General features: G+C 68.2%; 14 protein-coding genes. 11 read left to right on the top strand and 3 right to left on the bottom strand.

Features of this window, described 5'->3' with window-relative positions:
• Window positions 1-10 precede the first annotated feature (10 nt).
• From mlaD to AAIL17_RS07350, 3 genes are read left to right on the top strand one after another with little or no spacing between them, the layout of a single operon-like run.
• Entirely contained in the window at window positions 11-871 is an 861-nt protein-coding gene (gene mlaD, locus AAIL17_RS07360; RefSeq protein WP_424682181.1) for an outer membrane lipid asymmetry maintenance protein MlaD, read from the top strand.
• A gap of 32 nt (window positions 872-903) precedes the next feature.
• The gene (locus tag AAIL17_RS07355) at window positions 904-1,575 is read left to right on the top strand and encodes an MlaC/ttg2D family ABC transporter substrate-binding protein (RefSeq protein ID WP_424682180.1); all 672 of its coding nucleotides are present in this window, start codon (window positions 904-906) and stop codon (window positions 1,573-1,575) included.
• A complete protein-coding gene (locus AAIL17_RS07350; RefSeq protein WP_424682179.1) occupies window positions 1,572-1,871 on the top strand; it encodes an STAS domain-containing protein in 300 nt (99 codons plus the stop codon). The genes AAIL17_RS07355 and AAIL17_RS07350 overlap by 4 nt, the downstream gene beginning before the upstream one ends.
• A gap of 69 nt (window positions 1,872-1,940) precedes the next feature.
• Here AAIL17_RS07350 and AAIL17_RS07345 read toward each other — a convergent pair whose 3' ends face one another.
• Entirely contained in the window at window positions 1,941-2,771 is an 831-nt protein-coding gene (locus AAIL17_RS07345) for an MlaA family lipoprotein (protein ID WP_424682178.1), read from the bottom strand.
• A gap of 190 nt (window positions 2,772-2,961) precedes the next feature.
• Between AAIL17_RS07345 and rpoZ the strand changes: the two genes are divergently transcribed.
• The 8 genes from rpoZ to AAIL17_RS07305 all read left to right on the top strand — a co-directional run bounded on the left by rpoZ (window position 2,962) and on the right by AAIL17_RS07305 (window position 11,681).
• On the top strand, window positions 2,962-3,252 hold the full coding sequence (gene rpoZ, locus AAIL17_RS07340; protein WP_327472794.1) for a DNA-directed RNA polymerase subunit omega: 291 nt from the start codon (window positions 2,962-2,964) through the stop codon (window positions 3,250-3,252).
• A gap of 112 nt (window positions 3,253-3,364) precedes the next feature.
• Window positions 3,365-5,524 carry a RelA/SpoT family protein gene (locus AAIL17_RS07335; protein WP_424682177.1) on the top strand — a complete coding sequence of 720 codons (2,160 nt, stop codon included), beginning with the start codon at window positions 3,365-3,367 and terminating at the stop codon, window positions 5,522-5,524.
• Window positions 5,525-5,527: 3 nt separating this feature from the next.
• Window positions 5,528-6,058: an isochorismatase family protein gene (locus tag AAIL17_RS07330; RefSeq protein WP_424682176.1), complete on the top strand. Its 531-nt coding sequence runs from the start codon at window positions 5,528-5,530 to the stop codon at window positions 6,056-6,058.
• 70 nt (window positions 6,059-6,128) lie between these two features.
• Entirely contained in the window at window positions 6,129-6,512 is a 384-nt protein-coding gene (locus tag AAIL17_RS07325) for a RidA family protein (RefSeq protein WP_424682175.1), read from the top strand.
• A 99-nt stretch (window positions 6,513-6,611) separates the two neighbouring features.
• Entirely contained in the window at window positions 6,612-8,726 is a 2,115-nt protein-coding gene (gene recG, locus AAIL17_RS07320; protein WP_424682174.1) for an ATP-dependent DNA helicase RecG, read from the top strand.
• 117 nt (window positions 8,727-8,843) lie between these two features.
• Window positions 8,844-9,776: a nucleoside hydrolase gene (locus AAIL17_RS07315; RefSeq protein ID WP_424682173.1), complete on the top strand. Its 933-nt coding sequence runs from the start codon at window positions 8,844-8,846 to the stop codon at window positions 9,774-9,776.
• A gap of 110 nt (window positions 9,777-9,886) precedes the next feature.
• A complete protein-coding gene (locus AAIL17_RS07310) occupies window positions 9,887-10,132 on the top strand; it encodes a type B 50S ribosomal protein L31 (protein ID WP_291194450.1) in 246 nt (81 codons plus the stop codon).
• A gap of 253 nt (window positions 10,133-10,385) precedes the next feature.
• Window positions 10,386-11,681: a citrate synthase gene (locus AAIL17_RS07305; RefSeq protein ID WP_424682172.1), complete on the top strand. Its 1,296-nt coding sequence runs from the start codon at window positions 10,386-10,388 to the stop codon at window positions 11,679-11,681.
• 151 nt (window positions 11,682-11,832) lie between these two features.
• Here the strand turns inward: AAIL17_RS07305 and AAIL17_RS07300 are convergent, their stop codons facing one another.
• Entirely contained in the window at window positions 11,833-12,507 is a 675-nt protein-coding gene (locus AAIL17_RS07300) for a hypothetical protein (RefSeq protein ID WP_424682171.1), read from the bottom strand.
• A gap of 64 nt (window positions 12,508-12,571) precedes the next feature.
• Complete coding sequence (locus tag AAIL17_RS07295; RefSeq protein WP_424682170.1) at window positions 12,572-15,103, bottom strand: penicillin-binding protein 1A; 2,532 nt, start codon at window positions 15,101-15,103, stop codon at window positions 12,572-12,574.
• Window positions 15,104-15,151 lie beyond the last annotated feature (48 nt).

The following is a 15,151-nucleotide window of genomic DNA, read 5'->3' as shown; positions in this document are numbered from 1 at the left end:
GACCTGAGCCGTGAGCCAGAGAAATTCCTATGCCGTGGGCACCGGCCTGTTCATCGTGCTCGGCTTCGCCGCGCTGGCCTACCTGGCGACGCAGACCACCTCGGTGGCCAACACGCACCAGGGCGCGAGCTACACGGTCGAGGCGCACTTCGCCAACATCGGCCAGCTCAAGGAGCGCGCGCCGGTGAAGATCGCCGGCGTGCGCGTGGGCCAGGTGAGCTCGATCACGCTCGATCCCAAGCAGGAAGCGGCCGACGTGAAGCTGTCGATCGACCAGGCGTACAGCCACATCCCGGACGACTCGATCGCCACGATCTTCACCAGCGGCCTGCTCGGCGACCAGTACGTCGGTATCGAGTACGGCAGCTCGAAGAAGGAGCTGGCCGACGGCGGCACGCTGGCGCGCACCAAGCCGGCGCAGCAACTGGAGGAGATGCTCGGCAAGTTCTTCGGTGCCGGCGGCGTGGCCGACAACCTCGGCGGCAGCTACTCGCTGAAGGCGCGCTTCAGCAACGTCGGCGCACTGTCGGTGGGCGCGCCGGTGAAGATGGCGGGCGTGCCGATCGGCAGCGTTGCCGCCGTGCTTGCCGATCCTGCCAAGCTGGACGCCGAGGTCATCCTCTCGATCGACAAGAAATACGACCAGATTCCCGACGATTCGGCCGCCGCTGTGTTCACCAGCGGTTTGATCGGCACCCAGTACGTTGCGATCCAACCCGGCGGCTCGCCGGAGTTCCTCAAGAACGGTGACGAGATGGTGCTGACCCAGTCGGCCATGCAGCTCGAAGACCTTATCGGCAAGTTCCTGGTCAACGGCTCGCCAGCCGAGAAGAAGGACGCGTCCAACGACACCCCCGCCGGCAAGCACTGAGTATCGCCGGCATCCCACAAGGAGTTTTCCCCATGTTGCGCACTCTGGCTTTCGCCATGGCCATCGCGTTCGGCACCGTGGCCGCCTCTCCCGTGCTGGCCCAGGATGCCGCCGCGCAGGCGCCGGCTGCCCAGCAGACCCCGGAGCAGATAGTCAAGGAAATCGCTCACCAGCTCGATACCACCATCGCCGGCCACCGCGATGAACTGAAGAACGACAAGGAAAAGTTGATCAGCGTGATCGACGATGTGTTCCTGCCGCACTTCGACATCGACTATGCCTCCATCCTGGTGCTCGGCCGGCATGCCAAGGAGGCCACGCCTGAGCAGCGCGAGCGCTTCGCCAAGGCGTTCTACAACTCGATCACCCACCGCTACGCCGAAGGCCTGCTCAACTACACCAAGGGCGCGGTGCAGGTGCTGCCCTTCAGTGGAGACCTCTATGACAAGCGCACCGTGGTGCGCACCCAGGTCGTGCTCGACGACGGCAAGAAGCTCTCGGTGGACTACGCCTTCCGCAAGAGCAAGGACGGCGAGTGGAAGGCCTACGACGTGATCATCGAAGGCATCTCCTACGTCACCAACTACCGTAACCAGGTCGACGCGGAGGTGCGCAAGGTCGGCATCGAGAAGCTGATCGCCAACCTGGAAAGCCAGGGCGAGAAGGCGCTGGAAACCATGGACAAGGACAGCAAGGCCTCGTGAGCGCGGCCACGTTCCAGCTCCAGCGCACGGCGCCGGGCACGCTCGGCGTCAGTGGCGTGCTGAGTTTCGACACGGCCGCCGCCGCACTGAAGGCGATCGGCGCGGCGCTGACTGCCGAGCCGGTGGCGCGGCTCGACCTCGCCGGCGTCGAGCGCAGCGACAGTGCCGGGCTGGCCTGCGTGCTGGCGGCGCAGGCGCAGGCCCGGCAACTGGGCCGTACGCTGGTCGTGGAAAACATGCCCGAGGGCATGCGCGCGCTGGCGCAGGTGTGCGAGGTCGACGTGCTGGTCGGCTGAGCGCCTGACGCTTGCAGAAAAAAAAGGGGCCCGCCGGGGCCCTTTTTTCGTTGGTGGGCCGGGGCACGCCTACTGCTTGTGCTCGCCCGAGTCCGGGTGCTTGTTCTCCCACTGGTGCTGCTCGTCCAGCAACTGCTCGGGATCGAAGTTGTCGTCGTTCAGGCCCTGCATCTGCTGGATCACTTCGGCCGGCGGGTTGCCGTCGTAGATCTGGTACAGGCGGCGCTGGCGGTAGGCGTCGCGCATGAACACATACGGATCGTAGGCCGATTCGAGGAAGCTCTCCGCATCGATGCCGCGCGAGCGCAGCGTCACCAGGTACATCAGTTGCGGCAGGTACTGCTGGCCGTACTTGTAGTCGTGCGTGCGCGCGTAGATCGACAGCGGATCGAAGAAGTAGCTGTCCACCGGCATGCGCCACACGTCGCGCACGGTGGTCGGGCCGATCAGCGGCAGCACCAGATAGTCGCCGTCGGGCACGCCCCAGCGCGCCAGGGTCACGCCGAAGTCGTTGTCCTCCAGCGGGATGCCGAGCTGGCTGGCCGGGTCGAAGAAACCGCCCAGGCCCAGCGTGAGGTTGACCAGGAAGCGCCCGGTGCTCTGCAACGCCTGCTTGGGCCGCGCCTGCAGCAGGTCGTTGGCGACCGTGATCGGCATGCGCAGGTTGGTGAAGAAGTCGCTGACCGAGCGGCGCACCGGCGGATTGGTCACCTTGCGGTAGCCCACCGCGACCGGGCGGATCACCGCCTTGTCCAGCGAGTCGTTGAACGCGTAGACCTTGCGGTTGAACTTCTCCAGCGGATCGTCGGTGCGCGGCTTGGCGATGGTGCAGCCGGCCAGCAGCGCCAGGGCGACCAGCGGCAGCAGGCGGCTTGGGGAAAGACGGGGCAGGGAGAGCATCGGTGGGCAGGATCCGCTACGGGTACCGCAAAAGTGTACCGCCTGGTTTTATATTTTGTCAGTCAGGCGGATCGGCGCCGGTGGCCGGCGATCGAACCGCGCATGATACGCGCATGCCGCATTGCCAGCCAAGCCGCCGCTCCGCTACACTTCGCCCTCTCTAAGTTGCCTTTGTGCTTGAGGATTTCGCATGGCCCGCATTACCGTGGAAGATTGCCTCGAGGTGGTGGACAACCGCTTCGAGCTGGTGCTGATGGCGACCAAGCGCGCCCGCCAGCTGGAAAAGGGCGCCGAGCCCGCGGTCAACCCCGACCACGACAAGCCCACGGTGCTCGCCCTGCGCGAGATCGCCGATCGCCGCATCGACCAGGCCACCATCGACGAGATCGATCGTGCCGAGCGCGAGCGCGCCGAACGCGAGGCGCTGGAATGGGCTGCCGCCGAGGTCGACGACGATCTGTCCAAGGGCGGCGACGACTGATGTCCGCCGGCGGCTGTCGATGGTGCAGTCGCCCTGCCGGCCCCGCCGGCATCCTCGCCATGCCTGGCGTTGAACCGCACGGAAGCACCGTCTGAACGGGGATCGCGAACCCATGACGGCGACCACGCCCTCCGTCCCCGTGGACCCGTCCGTGCTGCCCCCGTACGTGCTGGCGCTCAAGGAGCGCGCGGCCTATCTCCCGGAAGCCCAGGTGGCGCGCGTGCTGCGCGCCTACGAGGTAGGCGCGCATGCGCATCGCGGCCAGGCGCGCAAGAGCGGCGAGCCGTACATCACCCATCCGATCGCCGTCGCCGGCATCCTCGCCGAGCTGGGCCTGGACGCTGAAACCATCATCGCGGCGATCCTGCACGACACGCTGGAAGACACCGAGCTCAGCCGCGCCGACATCACCGCCGAATTCGGCGAGGTGGTGGCCGACCTGGTCGACGGCGTCACCAAGCTGGACAAGATGCGCTTCTCCAATCGCCAGGAGGCCGATGCGGAAAGCTTCCGCAAGATGCTGCTGGCGATGGCGCGCGACATCCGCGTGATCCTGATCAAGCTGGCCGACCGCCTGCACAACATGCGCACGCTCGGCGCCAAGGAGCCATCCGCGCGCCGGCGCATCGCGCGCGAGACGCTGGAAATCTACGCACCGATCGCCCAGCGCTTAGGCATGAACAAATTCAAGGCGGAACTGCAGGACCTGGGATTCCGCTCGCTCCACCCCGACCGCTACCGCGTGATCAGCGAGCGCATCCGCGCCGCGCTGGGCAACCGCCGCGAGGTGATGAGCAAGATCGAGCACGCGCTGGCCGCGCGGCTGGCCGCCGAGCACCTGCCGGCGCGCGTGGTCGGGCGCATCAAGTCGGCGTGGAGCATCTATTCGAAGATGCGCAACGAGCACAAGAGCTTCGCGCAACTGATGGACGTGTATGGCTTCCGCGTGGTGGTCGACACCGCGATGAGCTGCTACATGGCGCTGGGCGCCGTGCATTCGCTGTACAAGCCGGTCGACCGCCGCTTCAAGGACTTCATCGCGATTCCCAAGGCCAACGGCTACCAGTCGCTGCACACCGTGCTGCTGGGTCCGTTCGGCGCGCCGATCGAGGTGCAGATCCGCACCGCCGAGATGGATTCGGTAGCCGAGCGGGGCGTCGCCGCGCACTGGGCCTACAAGACCGACTCGGGTCCGGCCAACAGCGCCCAGGCGCGTGCGCGCGAGTGGCTCTCCGCGCTGGCCGACAGCCAGGCGCACACGCCCTCGTCGTCGGAGTTCATCGAGAACGTCAAGATCGACCTGTTCCCCGACGAGGTCTACCTGTTCACCCCGCGCGGCGACATCCTGGCGCTGCCGCGCAACGCCACGGCGCTGGACTTCGCCTACGCGGTGCACACCGACGTGGGCGACCACGCGGTGGCCGCGCGGGTGGACAAGAAGCTGCTGCCGCTGCGCACGCGGCTGGAATCGGGCCAACTGGTGGAAATCATCACCGCGCCCTCGGCGGTGCCCAACCCGGCCTGGCTGGAATTCGTGGTCACCGGCAAGGCGCGCACGGCGATCCGGCAGTACCTCAAGCACCTGCAGCACGAGGATGCCGTCGACTTCGGCCACCGCATGCTCGACCGCGCACTGGATGCGCTGGGCACCAACATCGATGCGATCCCGGCCAAGGCGCTGGACCGTTTCCTGGAGGATTCCAAGCTGCGCCGGCTGGAGGAACTGCTGGCCGACATCGCGCTGGGCAACCGCATGCCCGATCAGGTCGCGCACCATCTGGTCGCACTGCGTGGTGGTGGCCGCGCGACCACCACGCCGCACGCCAGCGAGAAGATCCGCATTACCGGCGCCGAGCGCGGCGTGCTGAGCTTCGGCAACTGCTGCCATCCGTTGCCGGGCGACGAGATCGTCGGCTACCTCTCGTCGGGCAAGGGCATCGTGGTGCATCGCGTGGAATGCCCGAACGTGGCCGAGTTCCGCAAGTCGCCGGAACGCTGCGTGGCGATCGAATGGGACCGCGACGTGCAGGGCGACTACCGCGCCGAGTTGCGCATCGAGGTCATCAACCGGCCCGGGGTGCTGGCGACCGTCGCGGCGGCGATCGCCGCGGCCGACTCCAACATCGAGAACGTCGAATACGTCGAGCGCGACGCGTCGGCGGCCACGCTGCTGTTCGCGATGGAAGTGAAGAACCGCAAGCACCTGGCCGACGTGATCCGCCGCGTGCGGCGCACCGGCGTGGTCAGCGGCGCCTACCGCTATCCGCTCTGAACGATGACCACGGCGCTGCTCGTGATCGACCTGCAGGTCGGCGTGCTCGAGGGCTGCTTCGACGCCGGCGGCGTGGTCGCCCGCACCGGCGCGCTGGTGGAGCGCGCGCGTGCCGCCGGCGCCCCGGTGGTGTGGGTTCAGCACGTCGACGAAGACCTTCCGCACGGCAGTGCTGCCTGGCAGCTTGCGGCTGGCCTGGTGCCGGCAGCGGAAGAGGCGCAGGTGTCCAAGATCTTTTACGACGCCTTTGCCGATACGCCGCTGCGCGCCCTGCTGCGGGAAAGGGGCGTGCGCCGCCTGGTGATCGCCGGCGCGCAGAGCGACTACTGCATCCGCACCACCGCGCAGCGTGCAGCGACCGAGGGTTTTACCGTGACGCTGGCCAGCGACGCGCACACCACCACTGCCAGCGAATTCCACGGCGTGGCGTTGGACGGTGAGCAGATCGTGGCGCATACCAACCGCTATTTTTCCGGTCTGCGCTACCCGGGCGTGGACGTGGGCATCGCCACGCACGACGCGATCCCGTTCTGAGCGGGCGCCGCTGGCCAGGTTCCGGTGCGGACGGTTTACACTGGCACGCCTTACCCCCATGAGGCCCGCCATGTCCCGCAGCATCATCCATTCCGAGCAGGCGCCCGCCGCCATCGGCCCGTACTCGCAGGCCGTGCGCGCCGGCAACACGGTGTATTTCTCCGGCCAGATTCCGCTGGATCCGGCCAGCGGCGACCTGATCGAAGGCGACATCAGTGCGCAGGCACGCCGCGTGTTCGACAACCTCACCGCGGTGGCCAAGACTGCCGATGGGTCGCTCGCGCAGTTCGTGCGCGTGGGCATCTACGTCACCGACCTGGCCAATTTCGCCGCCGTAAACGCCGTGATGGCCGAATACTTCCAGCAGCCGTATCCGGCGCGCTCCACCATCGAGGTCTCCGCGCTGCCCAAGGGCGCGCAGGTGGAAGTCGATGCGATCATGGTGCTCGACTAGAAGCCCATGCGCCGCGCCGCGGCCTGACCACGCGGCGCGGCATGCACCCACACCGGCATGCTGCATCCCGACTGGGCGCTGGGCTAGGCTTAAGTCTTCATGCCCGCCCGCAACGCCCGCGCCATCCCATCGCCTGCAGCCGATCCCGGCCTGTCGCCGCTCGGCACGCTGCCGGGCGTCGGTCCGGCATTGGCCGCGACGCTCGCCAGGCTCGGTCTGGAGCGTGTGCAGGACCTGTGGTTCCACCTGCCGCTGCGCTACGAGGACAAGACCCGCATCACCGCCATCGCCGACCTCCGGGCAGGCGAGCGCGCGCAGGTGCTGGGCACGGTCGAGGCGGTCGAGCGCGGCTTCCGCTATCGGCCGCAACTGAAGGTCGCGGTCGGCGACGACTCGCGCCAGACGCTGCTGCTGCGCTTTTTCCATTTCCACCGTGCGCAGGCCGAACAGCTCGAGCCCGGCCTGAAGCTGCTGTGCTACGGCGAGGTTCGCCATGGCGCGCAGGGACTGGAGATGGTGCACCCGCAATACCAGCGCGTGGCCGATGACGAGGCGGTGGCGGTGGACGAGCGCCTGAGTCCGGTCTATCCGACCACCGAAGGCCTGGGACAGAAGCGGCTGGCCGGAGTGATCGACAAGGCGCTCGCACTGCTGCCCTCCGATGCCGCGCTGGAACTCATTCCGGCGCAACTGTGCGCCGCGCATGGGCTGACCTCCCTGCGCGAAGCGCTGCTGTACGCGCACCGCCCGCCACCGGACGCACCGCTGGCGGACCTGGTCAACGGCCGGCACCCGGCGCAGCAGCGCCTCGCCTTCGAGGAACTGCTGACCCAGCACCTGAGCCTCAAGCGCATGCGCGCGGCCGTGCGCCGGCGGCGCGCGCCAGTGTTGGATGGCATCGGCGAGCTGCGCGGCCGATTCGTCGAAAGCCTGCCGTTCCGGTTGACCGGCGCGCAGCAACGGGTGACACGCGACGTACTCGCCGACCTCGCGCAGGCCAAACCGATGCTGCGGCTGGTACAAGGCGACGTCGGCAGCGGCAAGACCGCGGTTGCGGCGCTGGCTGCGCTTGCCGCAGTGGAGGCCGGCTGGCAGGTCGCGCTGATGGCGCCCACCGAACTGCTGGCCGAACAGCATCTGCGCAATTTCCGCCACTGGCTGGAACCGCTCGGCGTGGCGGTCGAATGGCTGGCAGGCAAGCAACAAGGCAAGGCGCGCGCCAACGCCCTGGCGCGCGTGGCCGGGGGCGCGCCGGTGGTGATCGGTACCCACGCGCTGATGCAGGAGGGCGTGGCCTTTGCGCGCCTGGGGCTTGTGATCGTCGACGAGCAGCACCGTTTCGGCGTGCAGCAGCGGCTGGCGTTGCGCGACAAGGGGCTGGAAGGGGAGCTGGTGCCGCACCAGCTGGTGCTCACCGCCACGCCGATCCCGCGCACGCTGGCGATGAGCGCGTATGCCGACCTCGACGTCTCGTCGATCGACGAACTGCCGCCGGGCCGTACGCCGGTGCAGACGGTCGCCGTTTCCAATGCGCGCCGCGCCGAGGTGATCGAGCGCATCCACGCGGCTTGCGCGGAAGGCCGCCAGGCCTACTGGGTGTGCACGCTGATCGAGGAATCCGAGCAGCTCCGCGCGCAGGCGGCCGAGGTGGCGCACGCGGAGCTTTCCGCTGCGCTGGACGGCTGCCGGGTGGGGTTGATCCACGGCCGCATGAAGCCGAAGGAAAAGCAGGCGGTGATGGACGCCTTCAAGGCCGGCGAACTGGCGGTGCTGGTCGCCACCACCGTGATCGAGGTGGGCGTGGACGTGCCCAACGCGAGCCTGATGGTGATCGAGAACAGCGAGCGGTTGGGCCTGGCCCAGCTGCACCAGTTGCGCGGCCGCGTCGGCCGCGGCGCGGTGGCCTCCAATTGCGTGCTGCTCTACCAGCCGCCGCTGGGCCAGCTGGCGCGCGAGCGGCTCAACGTGATGCGCGAGACCTGCGACGGCTTCCGCATCGCCGAGAAGGACCTGGAACTGCGCGGACCCGGCGAGGTGCTCGGCACGCGGCAGACCGGCCAGCTTGCCTTCCGCATCGCCGATCTGGCGCGCGACGCGCACCTGTTGCCGGCGGTGCAGCAGGTCGGCGAGGCGATGCTGCGCGAGCAGCCGCGCGCGGCCGAAAAACTCATCGAACGCTGGATCGGCGCCGCCGCGCGCTACGTCCATGCCTGAGCCGGTGCCGCGGACTCCGTTGCGCGCCGCGTCCGCACTGCCGAACCGTGCCGCCGCGCCTGCAGGCGCCTGCGCGGCCGCGATGTCCTAAGCTAAACGTTTTTCCGCAGGCTCCGCATGACCCGACCCCAGCTCCTGATCGACACCGATCCCGGCGTGGACGACGCGCTCGCCATCCTGATGGCGCATGCGCACGCCGACGTCGCCGGCCTCTCCATCGCGGCGGGCAACGTGGGCCTGGGGCACACGGTGCGCAATGCGCGCGTGCTGGTCGACCTGCTCGGCGCAGGCACGCCGGTGTTCCCGGGTTGCGCCACGCCGCTGGTGCGCCTGCCGGAGGAGGATGCCGCCTTCGTGCACGGACGCGACGGCTTCGGCGACGTCGGTTTCGCCGAGCCCGCGGGCGCCACGGCCGATGAGGCAGCCGCGCTGGCCTTGCTGCGGCTGACCCGCGAGCGGCCCGGCGAGCTGACCCTGGTGGCCCTGGCGCCGCTGACCAACGTGGCGCTGGCGCTGCGGCTGGATCCGACGCTGCCGCAACGGGTGAAGCGACTGGTGGTGATGGGCGGCGCGGTGACCGGGCAGGGCAACACCGGCCGCGTGCCTGCCGAATTCAACATCGGTTTCGATCCGGAGGCGGCCCACGTGGTGTTCGAGGCCTTCGGAGATTTCGACCTGGTCGACTGGGAGCTGACCTTGCGCCACGCCTTCGACGAGGACGCCTTCGACGGCTGGCTGGAAGCCGGCGACGATCGCGCGCGGTTCTACGGCAGCATCTGCCAGGTGGCGCGCAGGACCAACCGCGAGCGCGGCCGGCGCGGGATCATCGCGGCCGATGCACTGGCGATGGCGGTGGCGATCGATCCCGCCGTGGTGGTGCGCAGCGAGCGGCGGCGCGTGGCGGTGGAGCTGGACGGGCGGCTGACCCGCGGCGCCACCGTGGTGGACTGGACCGGCCGGCTCGGTCGCCCCGTCAACGCCAACGTGGTGCTGGAACTGGACCAGGAACGCTTCGGGGCGATGGTGCGGCGGGCGCTCGGAGCCGACTGAGCGGCTGGCGGTCGTGCAAGGGCGAGGCCTTTGCTCTCCCCGGCAAGTTGACCCCGCCGTCACCCGGCCGCTATAATGCCGCTCTTTTCACCCGCCGCTTTGAGTCCGTCATGAAGCCCGATATCCATCCCAACTACCGTCCGGTGGTGTTCCAGGACCTGTCGTCCGACTTCGCGTTCCTGACGCGCTCGACGATCGCCACCAAGGAAACCGTCAAGTGGGAAGACGGCAACGAGTACCCGCTGGTCAAGGTGGATATCTCCAGCCATTCGCACCCGTTCTACACCGGCAAGCAGAAGAACATCGACGCCGGCGGCCGCGTGGACAAGTTCCGCCGCCGCTACGGCCAGAAGTAAGCCGGTCGTGCTCTGGCCCGCCGCCGCGGCAGTGGCGGGCTTGCCAATCGAAGAGGACACGGGGCGGGCCAGCGGCTCGCCCCGTGTCCTTTTGCGTGCCTGGCCGGTCCATCCGCGTGCGGATGTCGGCACGGCCGATGTGCGATAATGCATCGGTTGCATCGGCCGCTTTCCCCAGCGCGATGCCATTCCCTTGCCGGGCGGTGCCTTCTCGCGGATGCCTCCGGTACGTCTTTGTCGAAGGAGATTCCCCGTGTCCGATTCCAAGGTCGTCAAGCTCGTCGATGAATCGAGCAACCGCAGTGCCGAGCTGCCCCTGCTGAGCGGCACGCTGGGGCCCTCCTGCATCGACCTGGGCACGCTGTACAAGGACACCGGCCACTTCACCTACGACCCCGGCTTCGGTTCGACCGCCAGCACCAAGAGCGCGATCACCTACATCGACGGCGACAAGGGCGTGCTGCTGTACCGCGGCTACCCGATCGAGCAGCTCGCCGAGAAGTCGACCTTCCTGGAAGTGGCCTACCTGCTGCTCAACGGCGAGCTGCCGAAGAAGGACGAATTCGCGACTTTCGAGCACCAGATCACGCATCACACGATGATGCACGAGTCGCTGAAGAACTTCTTCCAGGGCTTCCACCACGACGCGCACCCGATGGCCATGCTGGCCGCCTCGGTCGCCTCGCTGTCGGCGTTCTACCACGACGACCTCAACGTCGATGACCCGAACGACCGCAAGCTCGCCGCGATCCGCCTGATTGCCAAGATGCCGACCATCGCGGCGGCCTGCTACCGCTATTCGATCGGCTGGCCTTTCCGCTATCCGCGCAACAACCTCGAGTACGTCGAGCGCTTCCTGCACATGATGTTCGAGGTGCCGAGCGAGCCGCTGCAGATGAATCCGGTGGCCGCCAAGGCGCTGGACCTCTTGTTCATCCTGCACGCCGACCACGAACAGAACGCCTCCACCTCGACCGTGCGCCTAGTCGGTTCCACCGGCGCCAATCCGTACGCCTCGATCGCCGCCGGCATCACCGCGTTGTGGGGCCCGGCCCATGGCGGCGCCAACGAAGCGGTGCTGGAGATGCTGCAGGAGATCGGTTCGCCCGACCGCGTGGAAACCGCCGTCAAGCGCGCCAAGGACAAGAACGACAACTTCCGCCTGATGGGCTTCGGCCACCGCGTCTACAAGAACTTCGACCCGCGCGCCAAGATCATCCGCGAGATGTGTCACAAGGTGCTCGCCGAGCTCGGCGTCAACGATCCGCTGCTCGACGTGGCGATGAAACTGGAAGAGGCGGCGCTGAAGGACGAGTACTTCGTCGAGCGCAAGCTGTACCCGAACGTCGACTTCTACTCGGGCATCATCTACAAGGCGTTGGGCATCCCGACCGAGATGTTCACCGTGATGTTCGCGATCGCCCGCACCGCCGGCTGGATCGCCCACTGGATCGAGCAGCACGAGACCCCGGGGTCGCGCATCGGCCGTCCGCGCCAGATCTACACCGGCGCCGACGTGCGTGACTACAAGGCGCTCGACAAGCGCTGAGCGTAGCGGTGGTTCCGATACGGAGCGCCCCGGCCATGCCGGGGCGTTTTCGTTTTGGGGTTTTCCTGCACGCCCCCCTTGGGTGCGGCCGCAACGCAGTTGGGTGCGTGTGCACCGCATCCGGGAGCGCGCTCCCGCAAGGACAGGAGGTCTAGCGGCGGACCGCGGCGAGCATGCGTTCGAACTCGTCGTCCGCGTCCGGTTCGGCCAGCAGTTCCTCCACCGCGCCGAGCGACGCGCGCCGCATCGGCTTCTCGTCGATGCGGTCCAGCGGCGCCTGCCGCAGGGCGTCGCGCGGCATCACGGTGAGGTCGAACGGCAGGCCGTCGGCGGCGAACAGCAGCACCGGGTAGTCGGCCTGTTCCTCCCGGCTCACGCGCAACCGCCGCGTCTGCATTTCGGCCGGCACGCCGTGTTCGCGCAGGAACAGCATCACCGAATCCGGATCGTCGCTGAACACGTGCAGGCACACCGCCGAGTGCGCGTCGGCGGTGCCTTCGAGCACCGGCCCGACCAGGCGAGGGTCGAACCGGCCGAGAAAGCGCATCGCCTCCAGCGCGGCCTCGCGGCGGGCCTTGAGCTGCTGCGGCTGGCTGTCGGCGTCGAACAGGCGCTGGTGCTCGCGCAAGGCCTGCTCGATCTCCTGGTTGCGCGGCAGCGCCTGCGCGTCGTGGATACCCAGCCGCTCGGCAGCCTTGAGCTTGGCGTGGTGGAAGTCGCGGATGCCATGCTCGCTCATCAGCCGGGCGGCTTCCTGGGCCACCCGCAGCCGGTTGCGTTGCTGGCGATCGTGCGCATGGATGCGATGGTGCTCGCCGCGTGCCATGTCACTCCTCCCGGTAGGGCCGGACCGGCAGCAGAGCCGATCCGGCGTGAGTGGTGCGTCGCCGTCAGAAGATATCGTAAGGGTGCTGCTCGTCCTGGTTCTGCTGTTGCTGCGCGGCCTGGGCGCGCAGGCGATCGACGTCCTCCACTTTCAGGATCTCGCTCATCGCATTCGGATCGTCGGGCGAGGTGGGCAGGCCGCTCTGGCGGTTGATCTGGACGGTGGCGATGCCGGGCGGCATCGGCAGCGCGTTGGAAGGCAGGCCCTTGAGCACCGCGCCCATGTATTCCATCCAGATCGGCAGCGCGGCCTGCGCGCCGAACTCACCCACGCCGTTGGCGCGGCCCAGCGAGCTGAAGTCGTCGAAGCCCACCCATACCGAGGTGGACACGTCGCCGTTGAAGCCGACGAACCAGGCGTCGCGGTGGTCGTTGGTCGAGCCGGTCTTGCCGGCCAGGTCGTCGCGCCCCAGCGCCTTGGCTGCGTAGCCGGTGCCCCGCAGGATCACGTCCTTCATCAGCGAGGTGATCAGGTAGTCGTTGCGCACGTCGATCACCTGCGGCGCGAGCAGCGGCGGGTGCGCGCCCTCGCCGTGTGCGTCGGCCGGCAGCACGGCATCGCCCACACCGGCCACCGTGCTGGCGCCGGCCGGCACCGCGGCGATCGCGTTGGCCGGATGCGTGCCCATGTCGGCCGGCGGCGGGCCGGGCGGGCGGGTGTCGAGCAGGCGTTCCTGGCAGGTGCGGCAGGCACGGGTCGGGTTGGCGACGTAGACCGGCTTGCCGTCGCGGTCGTCGATTTCCTTGATGAAGTACGGCGTGACCAGGTAGCCGCCGTTGGCGAACACCGCGTAGCCGCGCGCCATCCCCATCGGCGAGACGGAGGCGGTGCCCAGCGCCATCGACAGGTTGTTCGGCAGCGCGTCGAGCGGGAAGCCGAAGCGGGTGATGTACTCGCGCGCGAAGCGCACGCCGATCGCGTCGAGCAGGCGCACCGAGACCAGGTTCTTCGACTGCACCAGCGCCTCGCGCAGGCGCATCGGGCCGTCGAACTTGCCGTCGTCGTTCTCCGGCGTCCACAGGCCGTTCGGGCGCGACGGGTCGGGCAGGGCCAGCGGCGCGTCGTTGACGATCGAGGCGGGCGTGAAGCCGCGCTCGAACGCCGCCGAATACAGGTAGGGCTTGAAGCTGGAGCCTGGCTGGCGCGCCGCCATCACCGCGCGGTTGAACTTGCTGCGCAGGAAGCTGTAGCCGCCGACCAGCGCCTGGATCGCGCCGTCCTCCGGGCTCACCGAGACCAGCGCGCCCTGTACCCGGGGCAATTGCGCCAGCTCCCAGTCGCCCTTGTCGTTGCGTGCGACGCGCACGATGTCGCCGCGCTTGAGCACGGCGTCGACGCTCTTGGGTGTCAGTCCGCTGTGGTTCTCGTTGCGGTAGGGACGCGCCCAGGCCACCGCGTCCAGGCCCAACTGCACGGTCTGGCGGCTGGCCAGGTAAAGCGTGGCCTCGGTCGGGCTGACGGCGGTGACGATCGCCGGCTGCATGCCGGAAATGTCGGTGTAGCCGGACAGCAGGCGATCCAAATCGTCGTTGCCGGCGTCGGCCGGCAGTTCCTGGTGCGCCTCGGGACCGCGCCAGCCATGGCGGCGGTCGTAGGCGACCAGGCCGTCGCGCATGGCATCGACCGCGGCCTGCTGGCGGGTGCTGGTCACCGTGGTGCGCACCACGTAGCCCTCGGTCAGCGCGTCGTTGCCGAGGCGGTCGAGCGCCTGCAGGCGCACCATCTCGGCGAGGTAGGGCGCGTCCACCTCGATCGGCTGTTCGTGCGGGTAGGCATTGTTCGGCTCGTTGACCGCCTGCTCGTACTCGGCCTTGCTGATGTAGCGGTGCTCCAGCATCTGGCCGAGCACCCAGTTGCGCCGCGTCAGCATGCGCTTGGGACTGTTGATCGGGTTGACCACCGACGGCAACTGGAAGGTCGAGGCGATGGTGGCGCACTGGGCGACGGTCAACTGGTCCAGCGTCTTGCCGTAGTAGTACTCGGCCGCGGCGGCCACGCCGTACGAACGGTGGCCGAGGAACATCTTGTTGAGGTAGAGCTCCAGGATCTGGTCCTTGGTCAGCTCGTTCTCCATGCGCAGCGCGATGAAGATCTCGGTGAGCTTGCGCGAGTAGAGCTTCTCGGGGCTCAGGAAGAAGTTGCGCGCCACCTGCTGGGTGATGGTCGAGCCGCCCGGGCCCTTGTCGCCGCCGGAGATGATCACGTGCCAGCCGGCGCGCGCGATGCCGTGCCAGTCCACGCCGGGATGGTTGTAGAAGTCGGCGTCCTCGGCGGCCAGCACGGCGTGCTTGAGCTTGTCGGGCACGTTGGCGATGTCGACCGGGATGCGGCGCGTCTCGCCGAAGGTGGCGATCAGCTTGCCGTCGGCACTGAGCACCCGCAGCGGCACCTGCATGTGGTAGTCCTTCAGCACCGCCACCGAGGGCAGGCGAGGAGCAATCAGCCAGTAGGCGACTCCGACGGCGGCGATGGCCAGGACGAAGCCGATGAAGGCCAGGACCAGAGCCCAGCGCAGCAGACGCTTGAAAATTTGCATGGTTTGGAAGAGCGAGACTCAAGTCAAAACAACGTCGAGTATAGATGT

This window comes from Frateuria sp. YIM B11624 (assembly GCF_049727805.1).
Lineage (GTDB): Bacteria > Pseudomonadota > Gammaproteobacteria > Xanthomonadales > Rhodanobacteraceae > Frateuria_A.
This window is presented reverse-complemented; position numbering and strand designations above follow the sequence as displayed.

Excerpts from the sequence above, each read along its gene's own strand:
- AAIL17_RS07325 (WP_424682175.1), top strand. The coding sequence starts at position 6,129 with ATGTCCCGCAGCATCATCCATTCCGAGCAGGCGCCCGCCGCCATCGGC.
- AAIL17_RS07300 (WP_424682171.1), bottom strand. The coding sequence starts at position 12,507 with ATGGCACGCGGCGAGCACCATCGCATCCATGCGCACGATCGCCAGCAA.
- AAIL17_RS07355 (WP_424682180.1), top strand. The coding sequence starts at position 904 with ATGTTGCGCACTCTGGCTTTCGCCATGGCCATCGCGTTCGGCACCGTG.
- AAIL17_RS07345 (WP_424682178.1), bottom strand. The coding sequence starts at position 2,771 with ATGCTCTCCCTGCCCCGTCTTTCCCCAAGCCGCCTGCTGCCGCTGGTC.
- AAIL17_RS07330 (WP_424682176.1), top strand. The coding sequence starts at position 5,528 with ATGACCACGGCGCTGCTCGTGATCGACCTGCAGGTCGGCGTGCTCGAG.
- AAIL17_RS07295 (WP_424682170.1), bottom strand. The coding sequence starts at position 15,103 with ATGCAAATTTTCAAGCGTCTGCTGCGCTGGGCTCTGGTCCTGGCCTTC.
- AAIL17_RS07315 (WP_424682173.1), top strand. The coding sequence starts at position 8,844 with ATGACCCGACCCCAGCTCCTGATCGACACCGATCCCGGCGTGGACGAC.
- rpoZ (WP_327472794.1), top strand. The coding sequence starts at position 2,962 with ATGGCCCGCATTACCGTGGAAGATTGCCTCGAGGTGGTGGACAACCGC.
- AAIL17_RS07310 (WP_291194450.1), top strand. The coding sequence starts at position 9,887 with ATGAAGCCCGATATCCATCCCAACTACCGTCCGGTGGTGTTCCAGGAC.
- AAIL17_RS07335 (WP_424682177.1), top strand. The coding sequence starts at position 3,365 with ATGACGGCGACCACGCCCTCCGTCCCCGTGGACCCGTCCGTGCTGCCC.
- recG (WP_424682174.1), top strand. The coding sequence starts at position 6,612 with ATGCCCGCCCGCAACGCCCGCGCCATCCCATCGCCTGCAGCCGATCCC.